We start from the raw sequence: 12,733 nt of genomic DNA, 5'->3' as shown, positions 1-12,733 counted from the left end.
GATTTGAATAATAGGGATTGGGTTGTCCTCCGACAATTTTTTTGGCAGTGCCCAGAACCAAACCGACCCGGTTTTTGGGTATTTCATGTATAGAGGAATAGGTTTTACCCTTGGCTCCTGTGATGATCAATAGATTACAGAAGAAAATAAACAGGAGGCCAAGCATAAAAAGGATACCTATCCACATGAAAAACTTCCTTTTTTTGAACGGTCTGCCCATAACGTTGCATAAAGGTAGCCAAATATGAAAAGGTTCAGGCTTAATTGAAACAAAAAAACCAAAGATTCCGCCTTGGTTTTTAGTATTGATCATTAACTCTATATTTTCAAATTCGCCAATTATTCCTGTGGTAATTATTCTTAATGGCAATAAATAATATTCTAATAAAATTTATTTAACGCGTTAAGGGTTGGATGTTAATGTCAGAATACCGGCCTAAAGTTTAGAGCATGGTACAAGGTAGCATGGTCATGGATTTAAATCAAAAAATGAATTATCCATAAAGTTCTATAAGGCATTGAAATAGGTAACGAATAAATGATAAAGTAGCCGTTCTTTTGAGTTTCTTTTTTCGTTTATTTGTACATGCTATAGGAATATTAATAAGGCTTATTCAAGTCCAAAGTATTATAAACGATATTTGAGCCTTTAATCTATTTTTTTTCAATTATCGTAACTGCAAGACTACCTTCGGTTCCTGAAAACGACTATTACAATTCAAGAGAAGGATTGCCGAATATTCAATATTTTGCTGAACATTTTACCGATTTAGAAAAAGCGCAACTCATTATTGAATGTGCAGCTACAAAAGAAATTACACACACAAGGCGCTCAAGATGAAATGAAACAGGTTACAAAATCTACAAAGTCTGCGGACTACCAAGATGGCCATGCAAAAAAGAATGGCCAAATTGGGCCGGATATTACAATCGACGAGCTTCAAAATGACCCTCTGACCCAGTCTGGGAATATGAAAATAGGGATAATTGGTGGAGGATTAATGGGAATGGCGCTTGCCTATAGAATTTCAGAGTTGAATGCCTCTGTAAAAGTGTTTGAACGCGATTCGCAATTGGGGGGTTTATCTACACACTACAATTACGGCAACTTTACATGGGATAAGTTTTACCATGTTATCGTACCGACCGATGGTAGTTTAATTAACCTGATCAAAGATATCGGCCTGGGAGAAAGTTTAAAGTGGAGTCGCTCCTTTACAGGGTATTATGTAAATAAATCATTCTATTCTCTGAACAGCCCCAAGGAATTTTTGTTATTTCCACTTTTAAATATTTGGGATAAAATTAGACTTGTATTCACCATTTTTTATGGCGGTAGAATCAGCAATTGGAAAAAGCTTGAAGGGGTCACGGTCAAGGATTGGTTGATACAGATGGGTGGCAAGAAAAATTTCAATAAATTTTGGGAGCCTTTATTATTGGCCAAACTTGGTGAAAACTATAAAAGAGTGTCAGCTGTTTTTATCTGGACGTACATTCGTAGGTTGTTCAAAGCACGGGAACATCCGGTGGAAAAAGACTTTATGGGATATGTTGCGGGAGGGTATAAAACGGTCTTTGATCGTTTGGAAAAGGAGCTTGTTAAAAATAACTCAAGTATCCTTAAAAACACCTCTGTAAAAAGTATCCGACCGTTGGCTGGGGGTGGTATTGAAGTGAAATATGACGATAAGGTCGAACATTTTGATAAGGTAATCTTCACCGCGCCTCTTAATGTTCTGGAAAATGTAACTTCTCCAGAACTTTGTGAAATCGTGAAAAATGATCAGACCATTGAGTATCTCGGTGTAGTTTGTTTGGCATTGGTGACAAAAACGCCCCTTACGCCTTTTTACGTATTGAATATGGGTGATGTGAATTCCCCTTTTACCGGAGTGATCGGCATCAGCTCATTGGTCAATCCGGAACAAACTGCCGGGGAGTACATTACCTTTTTTCCAAAGTATATTCCCGCAGATCATCCGTATTGGGGTATGCCCGATGAAGCCATAGAAGAAATATTTATGAAAGGGGTCCGGGACCTTTATCCTGAGTTTAATGATGGGGATCTGGTCGCCGCGCACATAAATAGGGCATTTAAAGTGCAGCCGTTGCAAGTACTGAATTACTCGACTATAATTCCTGAAATCATAACAAAACACCCTGACTTCTTTGTACTCAATACTTCTCAATTTGTAAGTGATTCTGTGAACAACAATCGTGTTATAACCCATGTAGATTCATTTATGAAACAGTTTGCCGTCGAATTAAAAAAGAAGGTAACAACCAATACCAGGTAGGATTATGAGTAAACCAAAAGCAAGCTTTTCCCTGGATCTGGATAACAAGTGGTCGTACATGAAGAATAACGGTGCGGAAGACTGGGAGGAATACCCATCTTATCTGGATATTTTTATTCCTTATATCCTGGAAGTATTAGAAGAGTTAGACCTGAAGCTTACATTTTTCATTGTGGGTCAGGATGCCGCTTTTGAGAACAATCATAAGTATATAAGAATGATTGTCGATGGAGGTCACGAAATAGCCAATCATTCCTTTAAACACGAGACCTTTCTTCACCTGTATACCAAAGAAGAACTGGAAGATGAAATAGATAAAGCCCACTCGGCTATCAGGGCAGCCAGTGGTCGAGAACCTAGAGGGTTTCGTGGACCTGGTTTTACATGGAGTGAAACATTGTTTGAGGTATTGGTAGAGCGGGGATACCTGTATGATTCATCTACCTTCCCAACAATCATAGGGCCATTGGCCAGGATGTATTATTTCCGAACTTCCAAGTTAACTGCAGCCCAAAAAAAGGAAAGGAAAGAACTCTTCGGAAAATTTTCTGATGGATTCATGAAGCTAAAGCCGTATTTCTGGAAGTTGAAGAATAACAGGAAGTTGTTGGAACTTCCGGTGACCACAATGCCCTTGTTTAGGATACCGATTCACCTAACGTATCTGGTATACCTAAGTGCCATATCAAGTCAATTAATGTTTTTCTATTTGAAATGTGCAGTATATCTTTGTAAGCTCACGAATACCTCCCCCAATTTTTTAATACATCCCACAGATCTTCTAGGCGAAGATATGGTTACAGGGATGGAATTTTTCCCCGGAATGAAAATCTCCAGCCATAGGAAATTGGAAATTTTCAAGAAGGTGATCAACATCTTTGCCAGACATTTCACTTTGGTGACTATGGAAGAATTTGCGGCCGGAATATTTGAGAAGTATGATAAGGAAGTAATCATTGACCAGAAAATAAGACATTAATATTGATGTAGTTAAAAGCACATTGAAAAAATTATAAAAGTTTTAATAAGTTGACCAACCAAATAATTAAGATATGGAAACACTCTATAAGCCACTTGAAAAGAGTCATGGATCTGGGAAATTAAAAATAAGACCAACAGTTACTGTTCTTTTACCCGCTTATAACGAAGCCGCGATTATTGCCGATAGTCTTACTATTCTCTGCGATCATATGGGCACCCTGAACGATAAATATCAGTGGGATATCCTTATCGTAAACGATGGTAGCAAGGACGAAACCGGAAGACTGGCAGATGAGCTCGCGCAATCGCTCCCTAATATCTCGGTCCATCATAATAAGGTTAATCAGAATTTAGGGGGTGCGTTACGTAATGGATTCAAAGTCGCGAAAGGCGAATATATTGTAGTGCTTGATATTGACCTGAGTTTTGGACCAGATCATGTGGAAAAACTAGTGGATGCGGCCATTGACCAAGATGCGGATATCGTAATTGCCTCTCCTTACATGAAAGGTGGCAAAACGACCAATATTCCTTTCCATAGGCTACTTATGAGTAAAGTCCTTAATAAGATTATGCGTCTTACCTCGGGTATAAATATTCATAGCTTTACGGGAATGGCCCGGGCCTATAAAAAAGAATTTCTAGATACGTTGAACCTTAAGACCAGCACCTATTCCATAAATCCAGAAATCATTCAAAAAGCCCGTATTATGAGAGGGCGAATCGTTGAGGTTCCAGGGCATTTGGATTGGACCTTGCAATTGGAGTATGGGGAAAACAGGACATCAAGTGTTAGTGTCTTCAAGGGAATTCTTAATGGGTTGATGTCTAGCTTTATCTTTAGGCCTTATGGGTTCTTCATGATGGTCGGATTATTATTGTTGGTCGCATCCTTATATATGATTATCTGGATATTTTATCATGTATATTTAATATACCCCGAGATACAAGCATCTGGCGACTTTTTTGACGATAGGTTCTCGGAAGCCGTGGCTGCGGCATATAACAAACGACCCCACGCTTTTTTAATAGGCGGTTTCACTTTTGTAACGGCCATACTATTTCTGGGCCTAGGATTTATTTCCCTGCAAAAGAAAAGGTACTTTGATGAATTGTTTCATCTGAATTCCAATATATTGAAGGAATGTAGAAAGGCCAAATAAGGATAAGATTCATGAATTGGAAGTCATATTATCGTAGTGTATTGCCACTTTCACCTTTAATGGTGCTGTATGTTGTCATAGTCTTTGTTTTTTCTAAAGATGTGTTAGTAGGCGACGAATTCAGACATTTACATTATGCCGATAATCTGTTACATGGTTTTTATACAGAGGCAGACAATCCTGAATTGTTGAACGGGCCTGGATATCCTTTGGTTCTTTCACCATTTCTGGCAATAAATGTGGGCTTTTTAATTCTAAGGCTTTTAAATGCCATTTTTGTTTTTATTGGCGTTGTTTATTTTAAAAAGACCATTGAATTCTTTGCCAAAGAAAAGTACGCCATCGTTTTTGCCCTCCTGATCGGTATATATCCACCTTTATTGCGATATATGCCTCTAATATATTCAGAGCCGTTGACTTTCATGATCATATGTGGGTTGTTATTTCATGTATTTAAATTGTATCGCAGCGAAAAAATCGATTGGAAACAAATCGCATTAATTTCTTTATATATTGGTTTTTTAGTACTTGTAAAAATTATTTTTCTTCAAGTAATAGGAGTAAGCCTGCTGATTGTGATCGTTCTATTTTTATGGAACAGGAATAGGCGAAATATAAAGTTTGCTTTGGTTTTGGTAGGGGGCTTTTTGCTGATTGCCCCTTATTTGATGTATACTTATTCATTAACAGGAAAGTTATTTTATTTAGGTACCGGTGGAGGCGAAATTTTATATCATAGGTCAACCCCATATGAATACGAATGGGGTAATTGGTTTTCGAGAGAAGATGTCTTATATGGTAGTAGTGAAGATTACCAACCTGATACGGTCTACAAAGATCTGAATCGATTATCTGTAAACCACCATGACATTTACATGAAATTGGAAGATTTGACATTTATTGAACGAGATAGCGCTTTCAAGGCAATTGCTATTGAGAATATGAAGGCACATCCAGGCAAATATTTGAAAAATACAATAGCCAATGTTGGGCGATTTCTGTTTCACTACCCATTCTCTTATCGGAATCAGAATATGGCAGCTTATGGCTATCTGATTCCTAATGCGCTTATCCTTGGTTTATGCATACTTTGTATATATCCATTTATTTTGAACCGGAGAAAGGTCCCCTTCGAATTAAAGGCGGTAATCATATTCTACCTTATATATGCCTGTGCCATTGTTCTATTGGACGGTAGAGGCAGGAATTTTATAATCATGGTACCTTCACTGGTTTTGTTTTTTGCATATATCTACACAAATACGGTTAAAATTACTTTGTTAAAACCAGGGGAAGAAAAACAACAACTGAATATCGACTAGTCGACCCCTAAGACATTTAGGCGAAATGTACCAAAGGGTGGGTAGGTTCGAATTTAATGTGATGGCTACTTGTAATTAATTTTCCTTAAGGTGATGTCATCGTTGAAGATGCATTTGGTATTTTCATAATTTGGCCCCAAAGGTATTGTGATGGCACTGCCAACAATTATTACAACCGTTGCATATATATAACTATCCAATTGACACCATACAGGACATAATCAACATGTTTTATTTTAGTTCGGAGCTACCAAAGAGAATGAGTCATTAAGGTAATCGGAATTACCCGGCTGTCGGGTTATAATGCGCAAATTTCCCATAAAAGTTTCTAGATGTGTGATACCCTGTTGCTGAGATTGTTGCACCCCGCTCGATGATGCCCAAGGCCATTTGTAAATACCCCATTTGGCGTTTCCACCCCAGGGACTAGAGGAATAAACCGTAGCAACTTGTTGGTCATAGACGCTCTGGCCATTAATCCATACCTGTAGCAATCCGTTCGACGCATCGTCCCATACGACATGTACCACGATATCCAACTTTTGTCCTGCTGTAGGCGTAATGCCCGTAGGATTATATTTTTCCCCACTCGTTACATTGTTTACTACATAGAGTTCCCCAGCATTATGTCCGTTGAATTGCCCGTCCTTAATAATCATTAATTCCGTTTGTGGCGAATCGCCAACAACCCCATGATGCACCTGCCAGAAAAGCCATTGATTATTTTGGTCTACTACATAATCACTACCAAAGGTATAGCTCCAACCGAACCATTCTTCAGTGCCTTTCGGATGACGAATATCCCAAGGTGCGGTGCGTATTTCGGCCCGCATATTATAATCCCTAGAACACCAGCTTCCAACTTCTGGTGTCGTTGGATTAACACGGAATTTCAATTGATTACCAGCCTTGGTTATCTGTTGTTCATAACACTCGGAATCGATAACTAATTCTCCATTACTAAAGGACACACCTTTACTCCCAGAATATTGAGGTATTGTTACATTCTCCCAGCACCAAGTTTTCAAACCAGTGTCTCCAGCGAGTCCACCATTTGTGACACAGTTTGAATTGTTGTTTTCTTCAGGAGGAGTACTATTTTCTTCAGGAGGCGTACTATTTTCTTCAGAAGTAATAACAACCGTAACCGTACCCTCTTCAGTTGTTATTGATTGGTCCTCCGTTACAATTTCGGTAGTATAAGTAAATGTGTCTATAGTTTCTGGCAACGAGACTGTTTCTGTAACCGGATCCGGAGTGTATGTTAAAGTGTTATCAGTATTGATTACAACGCTTCCGTTCGTAGGTGTAGAAGTTGCTGTAATTGTTACATTGTCTTGTTCCTTATAGGCGTCGTTTGATAATACATCCAGAACAATAAAGTCATTTTGGGAAACCATGTAAATATCATCAACAACATATTCGCCATTAACTATTTCCTGAGAATCCCTAAGAACGTAGTCGGTCAATAAATCAGTATCCTTGGAACATGAGAGGTGGAAGATAAATATAATGCTGAATAATAACACTTTTAATGGGGATTGGGGATTAATATTCATGGGGAATGTAGGTTAAAGTACTATGATAAAGCTTTTAGGGACTCAAATTTGCTAAATTTATTTAGTAGTCCGACAAAACGATAGTTTTTTTCGATGTAATACATATAATAAGTACGTACCTAACCAATTATTAGTATAAAGAATACTGCTTTTTAACAAAATAGTCGATGAATTACAAGGGGAACAGATTAAAAAATTTGGATTATGAAAAGATCATAATAATTTTACCTTGGTGTAACCTCGGAATATGAGTTTGCGAGATAACCAGGATCTCCAGGTCTTAGGGTTATCATCCGTAATGGACCCATATAAGTCTCAAGATGCGTTATACCCAGTTGGAGTGATTCTTGAACTCCGTTTGCCTCTGCCCACGGCCATTTGTAAATACCCCATTTGGCATTTCCGCCCCAAGGATATGCTTCATAAACGGTGGCCACTTGTTTATTATATAGGCGCTTACCATTAATCCATACTTGTAACAATCCGGAAGATGCATCTCCCCAAACGGCATGCACCACGATATCCAATTTTTCTCCCGCTTTTGGCGTAATTCCCGTAGGGTGGTATTCATTCCTGTTCGCGGCGTTGACGATATAGATTTCCCCTGCATCATGACCATTGAATTGACCATCCTTTATAACCGTTAACTCGGTTTGTGGGGATGCGCCCTCGACCCCTGGATGTACTTGAAAGAAAAGCCATTGATTGTTTCGGTCGATTTTATAATCGTTTCCAAAAGTATAGCTCCATCCGAACCACTCTTCTGTACCTTTCGGATGGCGGATATTCCAAGGTGCGGTTCGTATTTCTGCCCTCATGTTGAAATCTCTTGAGCACCAACTACCGACCTCAGGGGTTGTCGGGTTTAGGCTGAATTTTAATTGATTTTCTACCTTGGACACTTGTTTCTCATAGCATTCCGAATCAATATACAATTCGCCGTCGCTAAAATTGACTCCGCTTTCATCGGAATATTCGGGTATCGTAATATCACCCCAACACCAAACTTTTAAACCGGTATCAGCAGCTTTTCCACCTTGTGTTACACAATCGGTAATCGTATATATTTCGGCAGGTATCTTATCTATATCTTCGTCTAAATTAACCGCATCCGATGCGTTACTATTACACGAAATCTGCCCTAATATCAATACTAACGATACTACACTTATACAGAATTTCATAGCATACTTCTTAGTTATATAAATATACAAGAAAGCAATTAGGTATTAAGCAGATAGAAATTGATATTTTTCAAGCCTCTAGGGAAGACATCGTCGCACCCCGGTAATAAACCTTCACTATATTTATTGTAAAAGTTGGCTTTACGAGTTATAAAGCGAGATATATTCAAGCGTTATTTTATCCCAGGTATAATGATTATTTACCTTGGTTTTTGCATTTTTACCCATTGTAACAAACGCTGACTTATTATTCTCGATCCATTTTAACTTCTGGGATAGATCATTTATATCTTTACTTTTAAAGAAAAGTACATCGTTGTCATCAAAAACCTGTGTATTTTCAGGAATATCGCTCGCCAAGATGGGTTTTCCGGTGCTGGCAACTTCCAACAACATGATCGACATGCCTTCGATTTCCGAAGGGAAAACAAAATATTCGCTTTTAGTTACCAATTCCAATAAAGACGACAATGGATTTACATAGCCTAAATAATAAACGTTCAACCCTTTGCTTAATTCTTTTGCTTCCTTGATGTAAGTAGGATTAAAATCAAAGTCACCGGCAACAAAAATGTTTCCTTTGTAATTTATCCGGTTATAGGCTTTTAACATGGTATGTAAACCTTTGATGCCCATGATCCTTCTCGCCGCAAAAAACACGTAAGGGCTATCCTTGGGCACTGTTTTGGGCCAGAAGGTTTCTATAGTACTTTCTTGGTTTTCTTCAACTGGGTTTATTCCGTTCGGAACGAATAGTACATCCACATTATATTTATCTTTATAGTAGTTACATAATGGTTGTGATATAGCGGTCTTAACACCTTTGAATTTTAGAAAACGCCGTTCGTTCATCAAAAAGAATGATTTTGCGAGTCTGCCCCAAACACCATCTTTATAGGGTACGCCATGTACTGTAGCAATTACTTTGGCCTTCTTCGATAATCCTTTTAGGAAAAAAAAACTATCGATTTTATGGGCATGTACGATATCGTATGTTCCAAAAAGGCGAATATGGCAGTAACAGATATAATAATAAATAAATACACCGATACTGCCCAACTTGACTGCTGGGAATTCAATTACCTTGACGCCCTCGATATATGTTTTGGCCAATTTATTTTTATAACAATAAATCGTAACATCATGGTTTTTTGCCATATTACGAATAAGATTTTCAGCCACGCGGCTCGTGCCTCCGCGAGAAGGGAAATACTTAATACCAAAAAATGCAATTTTTTTCACAGTCATTCGCTTGGTTACTTGTTATAATAGGCAAGGTGGTGTAAACATAATTTCCCATTTTTCATACGTTGAATCTAGACTTTTAGATCTTTCAAGTAGTAGGTCTAGTTCATATATTATTTATCGGATAGTAAGGGGTTCCACTATGAATTTCCATTTGAAGGTTTGGAAAGTGCTTGCTCATATAGCGCCAAATATTGCGCTTCCATTTTCTCTACTGAAAATTCATTTTTTACACGGGTTTGCCCCATACTACCCATTTTGGCAGCCATTTCGGGTCTTTCCAATAAAAATCGAATGTGTTCCGCAAGTTTTTCAGGTGATTTCGGAGGAACAAGAAATCCATTTTCTTCGTTTATGACAATTTCAGGAGTGCCCCCTCCATCCGTGGCCAATACAGGTTTGCCAAAAACCATATACTCGATTATTGAGTTGGAAATACCTTCGCCGTGCACCAAAGAATTAGTCGTCAAAACACCGATATCAAAACTATTTATTACCGATTCAACACTCGTCATCTGACCGGGCAATAGAATTCGCTCTGAAAATTCAGCTGGAACCAACGCCTTGCATCTTTCATAATTCGGTCCGTCGCCAATGGCCAGAAAATTTGCTTCAAAACCTTCGTTCAATAGTAAAATGGCCATTTTAATGAAGGTGTCGAAGTCTTTTCGTTCATGAAAAGCGGCCACCATGCCGACAATAGGCCCTGATAGAATATTTAATTTATCGCGAACTTCTTGTGGAGTGGTTTGAACCTTACTTCGCTTAAAATCAAAACCGTTATAAATACATCTGCTTTTTGAATTCGGGGCATTATAGGCGCGCAAACCGGCTTTTGAGTTTCCTATGATAAAATCGGAAAATGGAAAAGTAAGTTTTGCCTTAAAATATTCCTTGTCAAAAATATTCAGGTCTTTTCTTGCATCCATAATATTTTGGTTTATGAAAACAGTACCTAACAATGTGCTGGGCAGAATGGCAAAGACAGAAGACAAGTGCCCCCAACTGTGTATTATATCAGGTCTGAACTTTTTGCACAATTTATAATACTTGAACATGGCCCCTAAGTCAACTTTATTTTTTCGTTTAATTAGATGCACCGGATAACCTAAATCATATATTTCAGGATATGCAATTTCATCCGAAAAAAATACAAGTTCGACATCGATTGAGGAATGCAGTTTTATATTTTTCAATAATTCTATAATTTGACGCTCTTGCCCGCCACGCGCCAGTCTATCATGGACCATTTGAATTTTCATATCATGCTGATTTTTTCTTTAAACAAGGGCTATGCGTTATTGGTTATATTGGAGACTAACAATTTTGATAATTAAATGAGATGTTATAATGTAATGATTTTGCATATTGATTTTTGGTTTCAAATATGGATGAAACGAATACCGCATGTCTAATCGTTCATATCGTTCATGAAATAAGGCGTTCCATTATGGATCTGCATTTTTTCTATATGATGGATTATATTCCGATACAGGTTTTGAAATTGTTCAAAACTATAACATTTGACAAGATGATCGTAGCTTTCCAGCCCCATTTGATGGGTCAATGTTCGAGATTTAATAAGCTCACCTAAGTAATCGGCAATTTTTTGAGAATCATCAATGGTTGTAATGAATCCATTTTTACCATGAATTACCAAGCGCGAATTATCGCCTGCATCGGTTGCTACGATGGGCATGGCGCAGTTCATGGCTTCCAATATCGAATTGGAAATTCCCTCAAAAGTCGATGTGCTCAGATAGATGTCGGATGATTCCAATAAATCATAAATATTCGATGGATCCGTAATGAGTTCAACCTCATCCTTCAATTTGTTCCTTTCAATAAAAGCTTCGATATTTTGCTGCTCAGGTCCGCTGCCTACAATTCTATACTTTATCGAATAATCATTATTAAGGGTGTTTTTTAGCTCGACAATTGCCTGTAGCGCTATTTCGTAAGCCTTTTGCTTTACCAACCTGCCAACGCTGATTATGGTAATATGATTCTTGGCCGAGTCTTGTCTATGAAGCATAGGCCTCATTTCGATTCCGTTAGGAGCGACCATGATATTTTTTTTGAATCCGAATTTAATGGCAGCCTCATAGGCTGCGTAATTGTTGGCAATGGTATAATCGAGCAAATAATTATTGGCAAATCGCAATGCGGCATATTTAATATAGGCAATATGACTATTTCTGATGCCACCTAAAATGTAGGGTACATTGGCAATCTTTCCACAAATGGACGCCCAGATGGTATCTGCTGGCAAGAAGGAAAAAATGATATCTATTTGTTGCTTTTTAAGAAAGCCGGTAAATTCGCGAATTTTTTTTATAGGATTCTTGGCCAAGAATATGTGGTTAATATCTTCCTTTTCAATTACCGCAATATGTTGTTTATAGATTGGCTGTGGATTAATGATGACTACCGTAGTATTGTGATACGGCTTCAACGCTTTGGCCAATAGCAAACTTTGCTTTTCTGCACCGCCAGGAGCGAGTGAATTTATGGTAATACAAATATTTTTCTTTACAGTCATTTTGCTAAGTTTTACCCCACTTACTATGCGATTTCCTGCGACATCCATCTTTGTAGCAATAAAATTCGCCATAAAAGCGTGCCGTGATCGACCTTGCCCTTTTGAATTTCTTCTATCAGGTTTTTTATCATTTTTTGATTCAGGGACTTCAACGAATTCGTTGAATTCATTACGTTATCGAATTCACTATCCTTGAACCATTCTCTTAACGGAACTTCGAAGCCTTGTTTTCTTCGGTTCAAGATCTCGTTGGGCAATTTATTTTGCATGGCGTTTTTGAGCATATATTTTACGCCCTTATCGGTGTATGTAGGCATTTTCAACGATTTATCTACTTGGTACATCAACTCGACTATGCGATAATCCAACAAGGGCGCACGGGTTTCAAGTGAATTGGCCATGCTCGTTTTATCGACCTTGATAAGCATTTGATCCGG

The 12,733-nt window shown here is 38.1% G+C and carries 10 protein-coding genes and 1 pseudogene; 4 read left to right on the top strand and 7 right to left on the bottom strand.

Features of this window, described 5'->3' with window-relative positions; genetic code table 11:
* A pseudogene (locus tag WBM98_RS13395) lies at positions 1 to 187 on the bottom strand (vancomycin high temperature exclusion protein); the annotation flags it as partial.
* A gap of 610 nt (positions 188 to 797) precedes the next feature.
* Here WBM98_RS13395 and WBM98_RS13390 point away from each other — a divergent pair.
* The 4 genes from WBM98_RS13390 to WBM98_RS13375 all read left to right on the top strand — a co-directional run bounded on the left by WBM98_RS13390 (position 798) and on the right by WBM98_RS13375 (position 5,766).
* A complete protein-coding gene (locus WBM98_RS13390) occupies positions 798 to 2,300 on the top strand; it encodes an FAD-dependent oxidoreductase (RefSeq protein WP_424366525.1) in 1,503 nt (500 codons plus the stop codon).
* A gap of 4 nt (positions 2,301 to 2,304) precedes the next feature.
* Positions 2,305 to 3,279, top strand: a complete 975-nt coding sequence (locus WBM98_RS13385; RefSeq protein WP_424366524.1) for a polysaccharide deacetylase family protein — start codon at positions 2,305 to 2,307, stop codon at positions 3,277 to 3,279.
* Positions 3,280 to 3,352: 73 nt separating this feature from the next.
* Positions 3,353 to 4,444 carry a glycosyltransferase family 2 protein gene (locus WBM98_RS13380; RefSeq protein ID WP_424366523.1) on the top strand — a complete coding sequence of 364 codons (1,092 nt, stop codon included), beginning with the start codon at positions 3,353 to 3,355 and terminating at the stop codon, positions 4,442 to 4,444.
* 11 nt (positions 4,445 to 4,455) lie between these two features.
* Complete coding sequence (locus WBM98_RS13375; RefSeq protein ID WP_424366522.1) at positions 4,456 to 5,766, top strand: hypothetical protein; 1,311 nt, start codon at positions 4,456 to 4,458, stop codon at positions 5,764 to 5,766.
* A 236-nt stretch (positions 5,767 to 6,002) separates the two neighbouring features.
* On the opposite strand, the gene WBM98_RS13370 is transcribed toward WBM98_RS13375, so the two are convergent.
* From WBM98_RS13370 to WBM98_RS13345, 6 genes are all read right to left on the bottom strand, one after another.
* Positions 6,003 to 7,325: a heparin lyase I family protein gene (locus WBM98_RS13370; protein ID WP_424366521.1), complete on the bottom strand. Its 1,323-nt coding sequence runs from the start codon at positions 7,323 to 7,325 to the stop codon at positions 6,003 to 6,005.
* 224 nt (positions 7,326 to 7,549) lie between these two features.
* On the bottom strand, positions 7,550 to 8,509 hold the full coding sequence (locus tag WBM98_RS13365; RefSeq protein WP_424366520.1) for a heparin lyase I family protein: 960 nt from the start codon (positions 8,507 to 8,509) through the stop codon (positions 7,550 to 7,552).
* 141 nt (positions 8,510 to 8,650) lie between these two features.
* Positions 8,651 to 9,757 carry a glycosyltransferase family 4 protein gene (locus tag WBM98_RS13360; RefSeq protein WP_424366519.1) on the bottom strand — a complete coding sequence of 369 codons (1,107 nt, stop codon included), beginning with the start codon at positions 9,755 to 9,757 and terminating at the stop codon, positions 8,651 to 8,653.
* Between the two features lie 137 nt (positions 9,758 to 9,894).
* Positions 9,895 to 11,016, bottom strand: coding sequence for a glycosyltransferase (locus WBM98_RS13355; protein WP_424366518.1), 1,122 nt, complete (start codon positions 11,014 to 11,016; stop codon positions 9,895 to 9,897).
* Between the two features lie 149 nt (positions 11,017 to 11,165).
* Positions 11,166 to 12,296, bottom strand: coding sequence for a glycosyltransferase (locus tag WBM98_RS13350; protein WP_424366517.1), 1,131 nt, complete (start codon positions 12,294 to 12,296; stop codon positions 11,166 to 11,168).
* A gap of 23 nt (positions 12,297 to 12,319) precedes the next feature.
* Positions 12,320 to 12,733: asparagine synthase-related protein (locus WBM98_RS13345; RefSeq protein WP_424366516.1), on the bottom strand; the 414-nt coding region annotated here is incomplete at its 5' end.

The organism is Maribacter sp., assembly GCF_049667165.1.
In the GTDB taxonomy this organism is placed as follows: domain Bacteria; phylum Bacteroidota; class Bacteroidia; order Flavobacteriales; family Flavobacteriaceae; genus Maribacter_A.
The sequence above is the reverse complement of the archived record's forward strand: the minus strand, read 5'-3'. Positions and strand labels throughout refer to the sequence as shown.

Coding starts and splice junctions, on each gene's coding strand:
- WBM98_RS13385 (WP_424366524.1), top strand. CDS start 2,305: ATGAGTAAACCAAAAGCAAGCTTTTCCCTGGATCTGGATAACAAGTGG.
- WBM98_RS13380 (WP_424366523.1), top strand. CDS start 3,353: ATGGAAACACTCTATAAGCCACTTGAAAAGAGTCATGGATCTGGGAAA.
- WBM98_RS13375 (WP_424366522.1), top strand. CDS start 4,456: ATGAATTGGAAGTCATATTATCGTAGTGTATTGCCACTTTCACCTTTA.
- WBM98_RS13370 (WP_424366521.1), bottom strand. CDS start 7,325: ATGAATATTAATCCCCAATCCCCATTAAAAGTGTTATTATTCAGCATT.
- WBM98_RS13365 (WP_424366520.1), bottom strand. CDS start 8,509: ATGAAATTCTGTATAAGTGTAGTATCGTTAGTATTGATATTAGGGCAG.
- WBM98_RS13360 (WP_424366519.1), bottom strand. CDS start 9,757: ATGACTGTGAAAAAAATTGCATTTTTTGGTATTAAGTATTTCCCTTCT.
- WBM98_RS13355 (WP_424366518.1), bottom strand. CDS start 11,016: ATGAAAATTCAAATGGTCCATGATAGACTGGCGCGTGGCGGGCAAGAG.
- WBM98_RS13350 (WP_424366517.1), bottom strand. CDS start 12,296: ATGACTGTAAAGAAAAATATTTGTATTACCATAAATTCACTCGCTCCT.